This is a genomic window from Streptomyces sp. NPDC086554, from assembly GCF_040686095.1.
Lineage (GTDB): Bacteria > Actinomycetota > Actinomycetes > Streptomycetales > Streptomycetaceae > Streptomyces.
Genome location: NZ_JBFBJK010000043.1, coordinates 20,721 through 35,749, shown reverse-complemented (window position 1 = coordinate 35,749; position 15,029 = coordinate 20,721). Strand labels below are relative to the sequence as shown.

Here is a 15,029-nt window from a genome sequence, read left to right as displayed (position 1 = left end):
GAGTCGCTACAGGTCGAGGACGAGGCGGCCCGATGCGCAGCGCGAGACGCAGATCATCATCGAGGCGTTCGCGGCGTGCTCGGCGTCGCTGAGCAGGAAGTCGCGGTGGTCGGGTGTGCCGTCGAGTACGCGGGTCTCGCAGCTGCCGCAGATGCCTTCCTGGCAGGAGCTGCTGACGTTCAGGCCCGCGTCCTCGGCGGCCCGCAGGATGGACGTGTCGGCGCCGACGGAGAGCGTGAGCCCGGAGGTGCGGCACTCCACCTCGAACGCGGAGTCGTCCCCGGTCCGCTCCACGACGGGCGCGGCGAACCGCTCCACGCGCAGCCGCTCGGCCGGGCAGGCCGCCTCCACGGCGGCGAGCAGCGGTTCCGGTCCGCAGCAGTACACAAGGGCGCCTTCGGCCAGTCCGTCGAGCGCCGCGGCGAGGTCGATGTGCCCGTGCTCGTCCTGCGGGACGACGGTCAAGTCACCGCCGAGCGAGGCCAGTTCATCGGTGAACGCCATGGATCCGCGGTTGCGCCCGCCGTACACCATCCGCCAGTCGGCCCCGCGCCGTGCCGCGTCACGGGCCATCGCCAGGAGTGGGGTGACGCCGATGCCGCCCGCGATGAACAGGTAGCCGGGCGCGTCGTCGAGGGGGAAGTAGTTGCGCGGCTCGGACACCGCGACCGTCTGACCGGGCCGCAGCTTGGTGTGCACGTGCCGCGAACCACCGCGCGAGGACGGCTCGTTGAGAACGCCGATGCGGTAAGTGGACGCGTTCCGCGGGTCGCCGCAGAGGCTGTACTGGCGTACGAGACCACCGGCATGGACGTCGAGGTGCGCGCCGGGGGTCCAGGCGGGCAGCGGCTTGCCGTCCGGGTGGGCGAGCTCGACGGAGAGGACTCCGTCCGCCTCCCAGGTCATACGGCGTACCAGCAGAGTGAGTTCGCTCTCGCTCATGATGGGGGTCCTCCTCACTGGCCGGGGATCTTGACGGGCGGGGTGAACGGGTTCTTCATCGGCCCGAGCCGGGCCAGATCGACCTCGACGAGGGTCGGCCCGTCGGAGGCGACGGCATGACTGATCACGGGCTGCGCGTGGTCCTCGGCGGCGATCCGCGCGTACGCCAACCCGCAGGCCTGGGCGAGGAGTTCGAAGTCGGGCGTGGCGAGGTCCACTCCACTGCGGCGCTCGCTGTAGCGGTCCTGCATGTTGCGGAGCACGCCGTACCCGCCGTCGTTGAAGACGATCAGGGTGAGCCGGGGCCGCTCCTGGGCGAGCGTGAGGAGCTCCCCGAGGTGGACGGCGAGCCCGCCGTCGCCGGCGAGGACGACGGTGGGCGCGTCGGGCCTGGCGAGCGCCGCGCCGATGCCCATGCCGAGCCCCTGCCCGATGCCGCCGCCGCGCGGAAAGACGTTGTCGCGCGGGTCGTACATCTCAAGCAGCCGGTTGCCCCAGCTGCTGGACGGGATGGTGACATCGCGGGCGACGACGGCCTCGCGGGGCAGCGCGGCGCGGATGGCGTCGCAGATGGCGGCCTGCGGGCCGATGTTGTCGTGCAGGGTGGCGCGGACGTCGTGGCGGACCTCGCTGATACGTCGCGTCCAGCTCTCCTCGGCCCGCGTGGCGTGCGGCAGCAGCGCTGCGAGCACGTCGGGCGCGTGACCGTGCAGGGCGTGCCGCGCCGGGTACACGCGCCCGAGGGCGGCGGCGTCGATGTCGATCTGGATGTGCGCGGCGGGCAGTTCGAGCTCGTAGTCGGCGGTCTCGTTGGACCGGAAGTGCGTGCCGATGGTCAGCAGAATGTCGGCGTCGGCGAGGAGGGCGCGGGCGGCCGGGGTGGTGGCGAAGTTCCCGATGACCTGCGGGTGGTCCTCGGGCACGGAACCACGCCCGGAGTTGGAGGTGAGCAGCCCCGCGCCGGTGGCGTCGAGCAGCGCGCCCAGCTCGGCGCGGGCCCGGGTGGCTCCGCCACCGGCCCAGATGAGGGGGCGCTCGGCGGTGGCCAAGAGGGCCTGAGCCGCGGCGAGTTCGCCCTCGGCGGGAAGCGGGTGGCTGGCGCTCCGGGCTCCGAACGGCGAGGGTGCGGCGGCCGACCTGCGGTCCGCGTGCGCCGGGAGCGGCGATTCCGCGGGGCCGACGGGGCCCGCGTCGACCGCCCCGGCGTCCTCCGAGTCAGTCGGGCCTGCGTCCGTCGAGTCAGTCGGGCCTGCGTCTGTCGAGCGAGCCGGGCCTGCGTCTGTCGAGCTGGTCGGGCCCGCGTCCGTCGAGCCGGTCGAGCCTGCGTCTGTCGAGCGAGCCGAGCCTGCGTCCGTCGAGCTGGAGAGGCCTGCGTCCGTCGAGCGAGCCGAGCCTGCGTCCGTCGAGCCGGTCGGGCCTGCGTCTGTCGAGCGAGCCGGGCCCGCGTCCGTCGAGTCAGCCGGGCCCGTGTCCGCCGAGTCCTCCGCATCCCTCTGCGCCGCATACTGCAGATCAACCGGCCACTCCACGCTCGCCGGGCCGCCAGGGTCCGTCAGTGCTGCTCGTGCCGCCTCGCGGAGGATCCGGCCCGTTGCGTCGGCGGACGGCACCGTTGCGGCGTATGCGGAGACCGCGCGGAGCATGCCGAGTTGGTCCTTGGTCTCGTGGATGAAGCCGCGGCCGCTGCCGAGGAACTCGCTCTCCACCTGGCCCGTGATGTGGAGGACCGACGTGCCCGAGCTGAGCGCCTCTACCAGCGAACCGGCCGCGTTGCCCGCGCCCGTGCCCGTCGACGTGAGCGCGCAGCCCAGCGAGCCGCGGGCCCGGCCATAGAGGAGGTCTCGCCGTAGCGGTTCAGCCGAACCGCTCGATCCGGACCCGGTCCACCGGCTGGCCCGCGGCCACCAGCAGGCGGGAGGCGTGCTCCGCGAAACCGTTCGAGCCGCAGATGTACGCCTCCCAGCCGCCCTCGGGGAGGGCGGAAGGGGACAGGAGCGGGGCCAGGTGGGACGCGCTCAGGCGGCCCTCCGTGCCCGTGAGGATCGCCCGCGTCTCGTCCCCGTACTCATCCGCGTAGATGAGATCCGTGGACGTCCGCGCCGAGACGATCAGCCGCAGCGGCACGCTCGGCCCCACCTTCCGCCAGTGCCGCAGCATCGACATCAGGGGGACCACCCCCGACCCCGCCCCGAGCAGCAGCGCCGGACGGTCCCCCGGCCAGGCGAAGAAGCCGGACAGCGGGCCCCGCACCTCGACGGTGTCGCCGACGCGGGCGACCGTGTGGAGGTGCCCGGACACCTCGCCGCCCGGAACGTGGTCCAGGGTCAGCTCGATCTCGCCGGACGCCTCCGCGTCCTGAGGAGCGGACGCGATCGAATAGTGGCGCTGGGCGACATAGCCGTCCGGAGCCGTGAGCCGCAGCATCAGATGCTGGCCCGGCAGATGCCCCTGCCAGTCGGGCACCTTGAGGCGGAACGTCGAGACGGCGGGCGTCTCCCGGCGGATCTCGACGACCGTCGCCCGCTGCCAGACGGCCGCCGCGCGATTGCTCACCGCGATCCGGCCCGGCACGGCGAACCGTGTGGGGGGTACGAAGGTGTCAGTCACCGGAGTAGCGCTCCTCCCGCCAGGGATTGCCCCGGTGGTGATAGCCGTTCTGTTCCCAGAAGCCCGGCTCGTCGTGGTCGAGGAGCCGCAGCCCCGCGATCCACTTCGCGCTCTTCCAGAAGTAGAGGTGCGGGACGATCAGACGGGCGGGGCCGCCGTGCTCGGGCGGCAGGGGCCCGTTCCCGTACTCCCAGACGATCCACGCCTTGCCGTCCGTGACGTCGGACAGGGGCAGGTTTGTGGTGTAGCCGGTGTGCGAGTACGCGACGACGTGCGTCGCCTCGGGGCGCGGCCCCGCGGCGGCCAGGAACGCGTCGAGGCTCGCCCCGCCGAAGCGCACCCCGAACTTGGACCAGCTGGTCACGCAGTGGATGTCGCCGCGGTACTCGGACGCGGGCAGCGCGTGTGCCTCGTCCCACGTCCAGGTGCGGGGGGAGGTGACCAGGCCGTCGACGCGGAACGTCCAGTCCTCTGGTGTCAGCTCGGGCGTCACCTCGGCGGACAGGACGGGCCAGCTGTCGGCCGCGTCGTACTGCCCGGGAGGCAGCCGCGGATCGCGGTCGGCCGCGCGGGCGCGGCCGGTGAAGCCGCGGGTGGGCTCGAAGGCCGTTTCGGAGGTCATGCGGTGCTTGCCACTTCGGAGGTGCTGATCGGTGCTGAGGACGCCGCGTCCCGCAGGGCGCCGAGTGCGTGCTGTTCGTCCAGGGTCTCCAGCGTACGGGCGCGCATCAGGACACGGCCGTCGACGACCGTGTCGCGGACGTCGGAGGACGCCGCGCTGTACGCGAGCATCGACCACGGGTCGTGCCGGGGCGTGAGGTGCGGCCGGGAGAGGTCCAAGACGATCAGGTCCGCGCGCTTGCCGGATTCGAGCGAGCCGAGCTGGTCGGCGAGGCCGAGCGCCCGCGCCGACTCGATGGTCGCCATGCGGACCGCCTGCTCCGCACCGACCGCCGTCGGGTCGCCGCCCGCCTTGTGCACCAGCGCCGCGACGTTCACCGCGCCGAGCAGATCGAGGGTGTTGGAACTCACCGCGCCGTCCGTGCCGAGGCCCACCGTGACGCCCGCTTCGAGGAGGTCGGGGACGCGGGCTATACCGCAGCCCAGCTTCAGATTCGACACCGGGCAGTGCGCGACCGCCGTGCCGGTGCGGGCGATGGCCTCGATCTCCGCGTCGGTGAGGTCGACGGCGTGCGCGAGCAGCGTGTCCGGGCCGAGCACGCCGAGCGATTCGAGCAGTTCCACGGGGCGCATGCCGTGCTGCTCGACGACGGCTCCCACCTCGCCCGCGTTCTCGGCGGCGTGGATGTGCAGGAGGGCCCCGTGCTCACGGGCGAGCGCGGTGATCGCCGTCAGCTGCTCGGGCACCAGGGTGTACGCGGAGTGCGCGAAGAGCACCGGGCGTGTGCCCGGCGCCGGGGTGCGGGCGGTGAGGTCGGCGGCCGCCCAGCCGAGCCTGTCGGCGTAGGCGCGGCCGTCCGGCGGGCCCGGTACGTCCATGAACGTGGGCCCTGTGAGCAGCCGCCACCCGGCGTCGCGGGCCACTGTCTCGGCCGCCTCGTGGAACCAGTACATGTCGAGCGCGGCGGTGACCCCGGCACGTACGGACTCGGCGATCGCGCCGAGCATCCCCGCGGTGACCGTCTCCGGTGAGAGCCGCTCGGCCTCGGCCGGGATCACCCGGGCCAGGAAATCCTGCAGGGTGACGTCGTCGGCGATGCCGCGGAACAGCGTCATCGCCAGGTGGGTGTGCGTGTTGATGAGGCCCGGCAGGACGAGACAGCCCGTGGCGTCCAGCTCGTCGGCCGCCTCGTACGCGGCGCGCAGCCGCTCGGCGGGGCCGACCTCGACGATCTTCCCGTCGCGGACGGCGACCGCGCCGTCCGTCACGACGGTGCCCGACGGGTCGACGGTGAGGACGTCGCCGCCGTGGACCAGGAGATCCACGGAGCCGCCCCGGTCCTGGGCCGGCAGGTCAGTGGGGTGCATCGGTTCCGTTCTCCGTGGTTCTTCGGCGGCCTGGGTGCGGGCGCGCGGCTCAGTGGTCGGCGTCGGCCAGCAGGCGCAGCGCGTCCAAGGTTATCCGGGCGCCCCGGTCGACTCCGTCGGCGACCACGTCGCGGTGCGGGTTGTAGCGACCTGTCGAAAAGGGTGCCTCCTCGTCGACCAGGTCGTCGGCGTTCGCGCCGTCCACGACGAGCGCTCCCCCCGCCGTGAGGCCGTGCGTGGAGGCGAAGACGAGCAGCGCCGAGAGCTCCATCTCGATGGCCGCGATCCCGGCCGCCGCGTACGCCTCGCCGGGCAGCGGCAGGAAGCCCGGCTGGAACGCGGCCCGCGTCCACACCACGCCCCGGTGGTGCGGCGCGTCGGCCGCCCGCGCGGCGCGCTGCAGCGCGATGACCGCCTCCGGGGTCGAGAACGCCGGGTACTCGGCGGGGATCAGCTGCCCCGTCACGCCGTCGTCGCGCACCGCCGCGTCGGCGATGACGAGGTCGCCGTCGCCGATGCCGGGGCGGATCGCGCCGGCCGTGCCGAGCCGCAGGATGGTGGTGACGCCCGCCTCGGCCAGCTCCTGGAACAGGAGGATCGCGCCGGGTGCGCCGACGCCGTGCGATGCGACCACGACGGGCGTGCCCTGCCAGGTGCCGGTGAAGGTGCGGTATTCGCGGTGGTACGACACCTCCTTGGCGTCGGCGAGCAGGTCGGCGACGGCCGCCGCGCGGGCCGGGTCGCCGACGACGACCGCACTGGTGGGCAGGCCGGTGCGCGGGACGCGGGTGATGGGCAGTGTGTCAGTGCTGTCGGCGGGTGACGTGGTCATGCGGGTTCTCCTACCGAGGGTGCCGGGGATGTCGGGGACACCGGGGACTTGCGGCGGCGCCTGCGCGCCGTGGACAGGAAGAGGGCGACCAGGGTCACCACGTACGGAGCCGCGTCGGTCGCCTGCTGCGGCATGCCGAGCCCCTGCAGCCGGAAACCGACGGCCTCCGCGATGCCGAAGAGCAGCCCCGCGAGCAGCACGCCCAGCGGCAGCGCGCGGCCCAGCATCACGGCGACCACGGCGATCCAACCACGGCCCGCCGTCATGTTCTCGGAGAACAACGTGACGTTGCCGAGGGCGAGTTGAGCGCCCGCGAGCCCGCACAGGACGCCTGACGTCAGGACGGCCGCGTACTGGTACTTCGCCGGACTGACGCCCAGCGTGGCCGCCGCGTCGGGCGCCTCGCCGACGCCGCGCAGGCGCAGGCCCCACGGGTGGCGGGCGAGGAACACCGCCGCCACGGCGACGGCGGCCCACGACAGATACACGAGCGCGGAGTGCCCGGACAGGACGGGACCCACGAACGGGATGTCGATCCCGCCGAGCCCCGCCAACTCCGGGTCGGAGAAGGTGCCTTGCACGCCGAAGACCGTACGCAGCAGGAATCCGGTGAGCCCGACCGCGAGGAGGTTCAGTGCGACGCCGAGGACGACGGCGTCCCCCCGCAGACTGATCGTCCCGACGGCCAGGATCATCGAGTACGCCGCCGAAGCGAGGGCGGCGAACGCGACACCCAGCCAGGCGCTCCCGGTGAACCAGCTGCCCGCGACGCCGCTGAAGCAGCCGATCAGCATCATGCCTTCGAGACCGATGTTGAACACGCCCGCCCGCTCACAGATCGCGCCGCCGAGTGCGGCGAGCAGGATCGGGGTGAGCGCGAGCAGCGCGGAGTGGAACAGGGCGGAGTCGATGCTCATCGCACGCTCACTTCCTTCGCATCATGCGTGTCGGTGGGCCTCTTCCTGGCGCGCCGCCACGTCAGATTCAGCCGGGCGGCAAGGAAGACGATGACGACGGCCTGCAGGACCTGGGTCAGCTCGCGCGGCACCTCCGTGGTCCGCTCCATGGCGAGCCCGCCCACTTCGAGCGCCGCGAAGAACAGCGCCGCGAGGGCGGTCCCGACGGGCGCGGCGGCGGCCAGCAGGGCGGCGGTGAGGCCGGTCCACGTGTGCCCGGCGGCGTTGAGCGAACCGTCGATGAAGCGGTAGGGGAAGCTGAGCACGCCGATCGCGCCGACCAGGCCCGCGACGGCGCCGGACAGCGCCATCAGACGCAGCGTCAGCTTCGGCCGGTCGACCCCGGCGTACGCGGCGAAACGCGGATTGAGCCCCGTCATGCGGATCTCGTAGCCGGTGGCGGTACGGGCGTCCGCGAACAGGAACACGGCCGCTGCGACCGCGACCAGAACGAGCCCGACCGTGACGGTCGACGCGCCGAAGACGGGCAGCTCCACCCCGTCCGGAAGACGCCGGGTCTGCGGGAGGCTCGACCCCTCCTCCTTGAGCGGGAAGCGCGCGAGATAGGAGGCGAAGGACATCGCCGGATAACCGAGCAGCAGACTGCTGACCAACAGCGGTACGCCGAACCGGTTCTGGCACACCGCGGCGAGCGCGGCGTACGCACCGCCGGCCGCCATCCCCGCGAGCAGCGCGGCGACGACGGTGAGCGGCGCGGGCAGCGGCGAGTAGAGCCCCGTGGCGGCGGCCGCGATCCCGCCGAGCACCAACTGCCCGTCCCCGCCCAGGTTGAGCAGCCCGGCCCGCATCGGGATGGCGAGCGCAATGGCGAGCCCGATGATGCTGGTCCCGGTGGTGAGCGTGGACCCGATCCCGTCGGGCCCGAGCGCCCCGCTGACGACGGAGCCGTACGCCCCGACGGGATCGGCCCCGGTCCCGATCAGAAAGAGCGCGCCGACGAGAACGGCGGCGACGACGGAGTGCAGAGCGGGCGCGCGCAGCACACGCGCGCCGAGCGCCCCCAAGGTGCCGGGGGACTGCGTCTCGACGGCCATGTCAGGGACCCTCCTTCACGGGCGCGGGCTCGTCACTCTCGCGGGGAGCGGGGACGACGGAGGGACCACCGCCGGCCTGATCGTCGCGGGAGGCGTCGACATCGGCCGGGCTGCTGTCGACGCCATCGTCACGACGCAGGGGTGGAGCCACCTCTGCCGGGGCGCTGCCCGGTGGGGCGGCTGCTGCCGCGGCGTCGGTGCTGTCGTCCGCTGCCGCCGCGGCGCCGGAGCCGTCCGTCGGGCCCGCCGCGGCCTTCGCCCGGTCGTTGCCCGGTGGGCTCGCTGCCGACGCGGCGTCAGAGCTGTCCGCCGTGGCGGGTCCGGGCGTTCGCTTGTCGGCGGGAGGCGCCGCCTCCGCCACGGTGCTGCCCGACGCGTCGGTCGGTGTTGTGGTGCCGGAGGCGCCTGCCGGGCCCGATGCGGCGGTCGCGCGGCCGGCACCGGTTCCGCCCTCCGCGGCGCCCGCGTCAACCCCGCCCGCCATCGCAAGACCCAGCGTCTGTTCATCCGCGTCCGCGCGAGCGTATTGCGCTGCCACCCGGCCCTCGTACATCACCAGGACGCGGTCCGAGAGGCCGCGGATTTCGCTGAGTTCGGCGGAGATCAGGAGGATCGCATGGCCCGCGTCGCGGTGGGCGATCAGTTGGTCGTGGATGGTCTGGATGGCGCCGATGTCGACGCCCCGCGTGGGCTGTTCGACGATCAACAGGGGGGCCTCGTGGGCCAGTTCGCGGCCGATGACCAGCTTCTGGAGGTTGCCGCCGGACAGCGAGCCCGCCGTGTGCCGGGACGACGCCGTCTTGATGCCGAAGCGGTCGATCAGGACGCGTGCGTGCTCGCGGAGCCAGGCCGGGCGAAGGAGACCGTGGCCCCGGTGGTGGCCCATGGCCAGGTTCTCCGCGATCGTCGCGGCCGGTGCCGTGCCGACCGCTGTACGGTCCTCGGGAACGTACGCCAGACCCGCCGCACGGCGGCCCGCCGCCGACGCGTCCGTGATGTCCTGGCCGGAGAGGACGACGCGGCCCTCGGCGATCGGGCGCAGGCCCGCTATCGCCTCGGCCAGTTCGGACTGGCCGTTGCCCGCCACGCCCGCGACACCGACGATCTCCCCGGCGTGCACGGCGAGCGAGACGTCACGGACGGCGTCCGTGCTCAGACCCGTCACGGTCAGGACCTGTCCGCCCGGCGTGCCCGGGGGATGCACCCGGTCCAGTTCGACAGCGCGGCCCGTCATCGCCGCCGCGATACCGTCCGCCGTGGTGTCGGAGGTCCGCATCCGTGCCGCCACCCGGCCGTCCCGCAGGACCGTCACCGCGTCGCTGCCCTCCATCACCTCACGCAGCTTGTGCGTGACCAGGAGAACCGTGCGGCCGTCGTCCGCGAGGGACCGCAGCACGGCGAAGAGCGCGTCGGCCTCCGCCGGTGTCAGGACCGCCGTCGGCTCGTCGAGGATGAGCGTACGGGCGCCCCGGTAGAGGAGTTTGAGGATTTCGACGCGCTGACGCACACCCACCGGCAGGTCCCCGACCTTCGCCGCCGGATCCACCGCGAGCCCGTGCTCATCGGCGAGCGCGCCGACGCGGCGCACCGCCTCCGCCCGGTCCGTCAGACCGAAGCGGCGCGGCTCGGCGGCGTACACGACGTTCTCCGCGACCGTGAAGGAAGGGAACAGCTTGAAGCTCTGGTGCACCATGCCGAGCCCGGCGGCGATCGCCTCGCTCGGGTTGGCGAACGTCACCTCGCGCCCGTCGAGCAGGATCTGCCCGGCGTCCGGCCGCCGCAGCCCGTACAAGACGGACATGAGTGTCGACTTGCCCGCGCCGTTCTCGCCCATCAGGGCGTGGATCTCACCGCGCGCGACGGTCAGATCCACCTGGTCGTTGGCGAGCGTGCCGGGGAACTCCTTGGTGATCCCGCGGAGTTCGACGGCGGGCGTATCGGCCGTGACGGACTCAGGCCGCCGGGTCATTGACCTTCAGCTTCCCCGCGACGATGTCGTCCCGCAGCGACTCGACGCGCTTCAGCACGTCCTTGTGGTCGGCGATCAGGCACGTGGACTCCGCGAGCCCCGGCTCGAGCCCGGTCAGCGACATGCCGCCCTCCTTCAGGCCGTACGACACCGTGGTGCCGCCCTTGCCCTTCAGGATCTGCGCGATGCCCTTCTCGACGGCGACATCGGTCTTCTTCAGTACGTTGTCGACGACGACCCCCGAGCTGCCGATGCACTGGTTGGCGTCCACGCCGTACGCCTTGAAGCCCTGGGACTTCGCCGCCTGGAAGACACCGGTGTTGCCGCCCGCCGTGGCGGCCATCACCTGGTCGGCACCGCCCGAACCGAGCGTCGCCGCCTGGTCCTTGGCGCGCGCTGCGTCATTGAACGGCGACTGCCCGCCCACGAAGAGTGTGCGCGAGGTGGCCTTCGGCCGGACCTTCTTCGCACCGGCCGCGAACGGCTCGCTGTAGCGCCGGAACTGCGGGGTGTCGAGCGCGTCCACCGCGCCGACCTTGTTGCTCTTGGTCAGCAGACCGGCCTCCGCGCCCGCGAGGTACACCGCCTCGTGCTCCCGGAAGACCGCGCAAGTGACGTTCTTGTACGTCTTCTTCGTGCACGCGTCGACGAGCAGGAACTGCTGCTCGGGGTGCGCCTCGGCCTGCTGCGCGGCGATGTCCGCGAACTCGAAGCCGACCAGCGCGATGACGTCGGGCGCGGAGTCCACGGCCGACTGCACGTTCTGCTGCCGCGACGACGTGTCGCTGCTCTGGAAGACCTTCGGCGTCCCGGCGCCCTGCGCCTTCGCCGCCGACTTCACTCCGGAGACGGACAGTTTGAGGAACTCGTTCTGGGCCACGGGGTCGGGCGTGACGAGCGTGAACGCCTTGGCGCCCTTGTCGCCTTCGGAGTCGCCCTTGTCGGCTGCGGCGTTGCAGCCGGAGGCGAGGAGGACGGCGCCGACGGTGGCGGCGGCGATCCTCACGGACGTACGCGTGGTGTGACTGGAACGCGACATAGGGAAGCGCCTTCTCGAAGGTGCCTGGGAGCCCAGGCGGTGGCGGGGAGCGGGCGGTGCGGAGCGGCGTCGCTCAGCGGCGGCAGGAGCGACAGCCACGACAGCGGCACATTCGCCGGGCGTCGAAGGACACGGCGGGGCAGCACATGACGTCCGTGCCGTTGATGGCGCCGTACATGGCTGTCCTCCTCGCACCGTGGATCGATCCGTCCTGGGTGGCGGTGAGGGTAACACCGGATTTCGGACAGCCGCACGAACGTCTCGAATTGTGGTTCGAGGGCTTCGGGTACGGTGACGGCACCCCTCCTCGCATGGCCCCAAACGCCCCTGTTTCTTCGGAGTTGACCACCATGACCAGCCAGGATCTGCGCGCCGTCACATGGCAGGCGGCCGCGGAGGGCGGCGCCGTCCCGTCCCTCTCCCTGATCGACCAGACCGCGCTGCCGCACGCCCTGAACCGCCTCGACGTCACCACCGTCGACCAGTTGGTCGACGCCATCGTGCGGCTCGTGGTGCGCGGCGCGCCCGCGATCGGTGCCGCCGGCGGATACGGGGTCGCGCTGGCCATGGCGCAGGGCGAACGCGAGGGCTGGGACCGGGCGCGCCTGGACGCCGAGGTGGCCCGGGTGCGGGCGGCGCGGCCGACCGCGGTGAACCTGATGGTCTGCGTGGACCGGGTCGCTCCCCTCGTCGACGCGGGTCTGCCCGCGGTGCTCGCCGAGGCGGAGGCGATCGTCCGGGAGGACCTGGAGGCGAACCACGCGATGGGCGCGTTCGGCGCCGACTGGCTCCTCAAGCGCGTCCCCGCGGCCGGGGACCGCCCGCTGCGGATCCTCACCCACTGCAACACGGGGGCGCTCGCCACGGCGGGCTGGGGCACGGCCCTCGGCGTCATACGTGAACTCCACGGGCGTGGTCGCCTGGAGACCGTGTACGCCGATGAGACCCGCCCTCTGCTGCAGGGCGCGCGGCTCACCGCGTGGGAGCTGGTGCAGGAGGGGATACCGCACTTCGTGCAGGCGGACGGGGCGGCGGCGGGGACGATTCTGCGGGGTGAGGTGGACGCGGCGATCGTCGGGGCGGACCGGATCGCGGCGAACGGCGACACCGCGAACAAGGTCGGCACGGTGGGGATCGCGCTGGCGTGCGCGCACGCGGGGATCCCGTTCGTGGTGGCCGCACCGACGACGACGGTGGATCTCGCCACGGCGACGGGTTCGGACATCCACATCGAACTGCGGGGCGAGGATGAGGTGTTGGAGTGGGCGGGTGTCCGCACGGCTCCTGCGGCCTCGCGCGGCCACAATCCCGCCTTCGACGTGACGCCGGGTTCGCTGGTGTCGGCGCTGGTGACTGAGCGGGGTGTGCTGGAGGTTTCGGCGGGCGAGTTGCCGGTGGGCGGGCTGAGCTGAGAGCGCTTTGCCGGTCTTGAAGTATCCAGCCCGGCCGCAATCATTCAGCCTGTCCGGCGTTTGGAAGGCCCCGCAGGGCTAGGGCCTGTCCGATGGGTCCTGCCGGGGTCGCGACCCCTGGCACGCACATCTGCGGCGTTGTCGTCGGTTGCCAACGCTCCGCGTTGTCGCCCTCCTCCGCCTTGCAGCTGCACGCACCAGGGCCCGCTCGGCCCTGCTGAATCGGCACCCGGCGCGAAGACCGGCCTGACCCATCGGACAGGCCCTAACCCCGGGTCAGCTCCAACTCCAGGAGCCACTCCACGACTTCAGTACGGTGCCGCGCCTCGCGAGGATCCGCACCCCAGACGTAAATCCCGTGCCCGGCCACAACCACCGCCGGCATCCCCGGTGAGAGCGCCGCCTCCAGGCGATCCCCAAGCACCGTCATGTCCTGGCTGTTGGCGATCACCGGCAGCGTCACCTCCACCTCGTGCGTCCCGTGCCCGAGCCCCTTCAGCATCTCCAGGTCACGGAACACCACACCCTCGGGCGACCGATGCCCCATGGCCACCGAAGCCACCGTGTGGACATGGACGACCGCCCCCGCCCCGGTCAGCCGCGCGACCCGCGCGTGCAGCGCGGCCTCCGCCGACGGCCGCCCCGGCCCCAGCGCCGCACCCGACTCATCCGTCAACACCACGTCCGCAGCAGTGAGTTCACCCTTGTCCCGCCCACTCGCTGTCACGGCAAGCCGCAGCGGCGTACGCGAGAGCACCACGGACAGGTTCCCTGACGTACCCCGCATCCACCCGAACGAGGCGAACCGCGCCGCCTCGGCGGCCAGGACGGCGCCCGCCTCCTCCAGGTCCAACGCAGTGGTCTCGCTCATGCCGTGCCCCTCGAAGCCGAAGCCGAAGCCGAAAGATTGATCTCGTCGAAGGCGAACGCCTCCGGATGCCCGCCGACCCCGGCGGCGAAATAGGGCTCCCCGGCCCGCCGTACGCCCACCGTCAGCCACCCCGCCGCCCGCGCCGCGTCCAGCTCACCGGGCCGGTCGGAGAGGAACAGCGTGCGATCCGCACGCACCCCCACCGCCGCCGAAATGGCCCGGTACGAGCCCGCCTCCTGCTTGGGCCCCGCGTTCTCGGTGTCGTAGAAGCCACTCACGAGGTCCATCAAGGACCCGTCGGGCGAGTACGTGAACCACGCGCGCTGCGCGGAGACCGACCCGGACGAGTACACGTAAAGGCGCACCCCGCCCGCCACCCAGCCCCGCAGCACCCCGATCACCTCGGGGTAGAAGTGCGAGACCAGCTCGCCCCGCGCGAACCCCTCCGCCCAGAGGATCCCCTGAAGGGTCTTCAGGGGCGTCGCCTTGCGGTCCTCGTCCACCCAGCCGTGCAGGATCTCCTCGATCCTTCCCGCATCGGCGTCCGGCTCACCGGCCAGCTCCCGCACCTGCGCGACGGCCCGCGCCACCTCCGGCTCCGCGCCCCGCGTGCCGAGCAGCGTCCCGAACCGTTCGCGCGCGTACGGGTACAGCACATCCACCACGAACCCCGTGGCGCTCGTGGTGCCCTCGATGTCGAGCACCACGGCGTCAACACTGTTTGCGGCGCCCGCGTCGAAAGAGACACTCACGCGGCGTACCCCGCGTGGATCGTGTCGAAGTCCGGGAAGCGGTCGGCGATCGGGCTGCCGGTGAAGGTGCCGATCCAGCCGTCCTCCTCGTGGAAGAAGCGGATCGCCGTGAACGCGGGGGACGTGCCCATGTCGAACCAGTGCGTCGTGCCGCGCGGCACCCCGAGCAGATCGCCCTTCTCGCAGTAGACCGCGTGCACTTCGCCGCCGACGTGGAGGTAGAAGATCCCGGCGCCCGCGACGAAGAACCGCACCTCGTCATCGTCGTCGTGCGTGTGCTCGGCGAGGAACTTCTGCCGGGCCGCCTTCGCCTTCTCCGGCCACGCGGGGTCGTCGCTGGGGTGCAGCGCCACCACGTCGACCGTCTGGAATCCCTCTTCGGCGTTGAGCTTGTCGATCTCCGTGCGGTACGCGGCGAAGACGGTGTCGCTGTCCGCGTCGGCGGGCACGTCCTCGCGCACCGGCCACTGCTCGTAGCGCACGCCGACGGGGGCGAGCGCGGCGGCGATCTCGGCCGGGTCGGACGTCCGGCGTATGACGGTCTCGGGGCCGGACTCGGCCCAGGTCGTCAGGAGAGTCATTGATCACTCCAGGGCAGGTCAGGT

General features: G+C 72.5%; 13 protein-coding genes and 1 pseudogene. 1 reads left to right on the top strand and 13 read right to left on the bottom strand.

The features are described from left to right. Nucleotides 1-6 precede the first annotated feature (6 nt). The 10 genes and pseudogenes from AB0O76_RS41595 to AB0O76_RS41550 form a co-directional block, all read right to left on the bottom strand. Nucleotides 7-942 carry a PDR/VanB family oxidoreductase gene (locus AB0O76_RS41595; protein ID WP_365502516.1) on the bottom strand — a complete coding sequence of 312 codons (936 nt, stop codon included), beginning with the start codon at nucleotides 940-942 and terminating at the stop codon, nucleotides 7-9. Between the two features lie 14 nt (nucleotides 943-956). Beyond that, nucleotides 957-2,768: pseudogene (locus AB0O76_RS41590) on the bottom strand (thiamine pyrophosphate-dependent enzyme); the annotation flags it as partial. A 28-nt stretch (nucleotides 2,769-2,796) separates the two neighbouring features. Continuing rightward, on the bottom strand, nucleotides 2,797-3,549 hold the full coding sequence (locus AB0O76_RS41585; RefSeq protein ID WP_365502514.1) for a ferredoxin reductase: 753 nt from the start codon (nucleotides 3,547-3,549) through the stop codon (nucleotides 2,797-2,799). Then, nucleotides 3,542-4,171: a sulfite oxidase-like oxidoreductase gene (locus AB0O76_RS41580; protein ID WP_365502512.1), complete on the bottom strand. Its 630-nt coding sequence runs from the start codon at nucleotides 4,169-4,171 to the stop codon at nucleotides 3,542-3,544. The genes AB0O76_RS41585 and AB0O76_RS41580 overlap by 8 nt, the downstream gene beginning before the upstream one ends. Further along, nucleotides 4,168-5,538 carry an amidohydrolase gene (locus AB0O76_RS41575; RefSeq protein ID WP_365502510.1) on the bottom strand — a complete coding sequence of 457 codons (1,371 nt, stop codon included), beginning with the start codon at nucleotides 5,536-5,538 and terminating at the stop codon, nucleotides 4,168-4,170. The genes AB0O76_RS41580 and AB0O76_RS41575 overlap by 4 nt, the downstream gene beginning before the upstream one ends. A 49-nt stretch (nucleotides 5,539-5,587) precedes the next feature. Then, a complete protein-coding gene (locus AB0O76_RS41570; protein ID WP_365502508.1) occupies nucleotides 5,588-6,370 on the bottom strand; it encodes a purine-nucleoside phosphorylase in 783 nt (260 codons plus the stop codon). Further along, nucleotides 6,367-7,287 carry an ABC transporter permease gene (locus tag AB0O76_RS41565; protein ID WP_365502506.1) on the bottom strand — a complete coding sequence of 307 codons (921 nt, stop codon included), beginning with the start codon at nucleotides 7,285-7,287 and terminating at the stop codon, nucleotides 6,367-6,369. The genes AB0O76_RS41570 and AB0O76_RS41565 overlap by 4 nt, the downstream gene beginning before the upstream one ends. Next, nucleotides 7,284-8,381 carry an ABC transporter permease gene (locus AB0O76_RS41560; protein WP_365502504.1) on the bottom strand — a complete coding sequence of 366 codons (1,098 nt, stop codon included), beginning with the start codon at nucleotides 8,379-8,381 and terminating at the stop codon, nucleotides 7,284-7,286. Before AB0O76_RS41560 ends, AB0O76_RS41565 begins: the two co-directional genes overlap by 4 nt. 1 nt (nucleotide 8,382) lies before the next feature. Next, the gene (locus tag AB0O76_RS41555; protein WP_365502502.1) at nucleotides 8,383-10,350 is read right to left on the bottom strand and encodes an ABC transporter ATP-binding protein; all 1,968 of its coding nucleotides are present in this window, start codon (nucleotides 10,348-10,350) and stop codon (nucleotides 8,383-8,385) included. Next, on the bottom strand, nucleotides 10,334-11,389 hold the full coding sequence (locus AB0O76_RS41550) for a BMP family ABC transporter substrate-binding protein (protein ID WP_365502500.1): 1,056 nt from the start codon (nucleotides 11,387-11,389) through the stop codon (nucleotides 10,334-10,336). Before AB0O76_RS41550 ends, AB0O76_RS41555 begins: the two co-directional genes overlap by 17 nt. 350 nt (nucleotides 11,390-11,739) lie before the next feature. Between AB0O76_RS41550 and mtnA the strand changes: the two genes are divergently transcribed. After that, nucleotides 11,740-12,801 (top strand): S-methyl-5-thioribose-1-phosphate isomerase, encoded by a 1,062-nt coding sequence (mtnA, locus tag AB0O76_RS41545; protein ID WP_365502498.1) that lies wholly within the window; start codon nucleotides 11,740-11,742, stop codon nucleotides 12,799-12,801. Nucleotides 12,802-13,066: 265 nt separating this feature from the next. On the opposite strand, the gene mtnB is transcribed toward mtnA, so the two are convergent. From mtnB to AB0O76_RS41530, 3 genes are read right to left on the bottom strand one after another with little or no spacing between them, the layout of a single operon-like run. After that, the gene (mtnB, locus tag AB0O76_RS41540) at nucleotides 13,067-13,672 is read right to left on the bottom strand and encodes a methylthioribulose 1-phosphate dehydratase (RefSeq protein WP_365502496.1); all 606 of its coding nucleotides are present in this window, start codon (nucleotides 13,670-13,672) and stop codon (nucleotides 13,067-13,069) included. Beyond that, entirely contained in the window at nucleotides 13,669-14,424 is a 756-nt protein-coding gene (mtnC, locus tag AB0O76_RS41535; RefSeq protein WP_365502494.1) for an acireductone synthase, read from the bottom strand. Before mtnC ends, mtnB begins: the two co-directional genes overlap by 4 nt. Beyond that, entirely contained in the window at nucleotides 14,421-15,005 is a 585-nt protein-coding gene (locus tag AB0O76_RS41530) for a cupin (protein ID WP_361827500.1), read from the bottom strand. Before AB0O76_RS41530 ends, mtnC begins: the two co-directional genes overlap by 4 nt. Nucleotides 15,006-15,029 lie beyond the last annotated feature (24 nt).

What these genes read in the sequence shown, in the direction of transcription:
- AB0O76_RS41595 (WP_365502516.1), bottom strand. Translation starts at nt 942, where the DNA reads ATGAGCGAGAGCGAACTCACTCTGCTGGTACGCCGTATGACCTGGGAG.
- AB0O76_RS41580 (WP_365502512.1), bottom strand. Translation starts at nt 4,171, where the DNA reads ATGACCTCCGAAACGGCCTTCGAGCCCACCCGCGGCTTCACCGGCCGC.
- AB0O76_RS41575 (WP_365502510.1), bottom strand. Translation starts at nt 5,538, where the DNA reads ATGCACCCCACTGACCTGCCGGCCCAGGACCGGGGCGGCTCCGTGGAT.
- AB0O76_RS41570 (WP_365502508.1), bottom strand. Translation starts at nt 6,370, where the DNA reads ATGACCACGTCACCCGCCGACAGCACTGACACACTGCCCATCACCCGC.
- AB0O76_RS41565 (WP_365502506.1), bottom strand. Translation starts at nt 7,287, where the DNA reads ATGAGCATCGACTCCGCCCTGTTCCACTCCGCGCTGCTCGCGCTCACC.
- AB0O76_RS41560 (WP_365502504.1), bottom strand. Translation starts at nt 8,381, where the DNA reads ATGGCCGTCGAGACGCAGTCCCCCGGCACCTTGGGGGCGCTCGGCGCG.
- AB0O76_RS41555 (WP_365502502.1), bottom strand. Translation starts at nt 10,350, where the DNA reads ATGACCCGGCGGCCTGAGTCCGTCACGGCCGATACGCCCGCCGTCGAA.
- AB0O76_RS41550 (WP_365502500.1), bottom strand. Translation starts at nt 11,389, where the DNA reads ATGTCGCGTTCCAGTCACACCACGCGTACGTCCGTGAGGATCGCCGCC.
- mtnA (WP_365502498.1), top strand. Translation starts at nt 11,740, where the DNA reads ATGACCAGCCAGGATCTGCGCGCCGTCACATGGCAGGCGGCCGCGGAG.
- mtnB (WP_365502496.1), bottom strand. Translation starts at nt 13,672, where the DNA reads ATGAGCGAGACCACTGCGTTGGACCTGGAGGAGGCGGGCGCCGTCCTG.
- AB0O76_RS41530 (WP_361827500.1), bottom strand. Translation starts at nt 15,005, where the DNA reads ATGACTCTCCTGACGACCTGGGCCGAGTCCGGCCCCGAGACCGTCATA.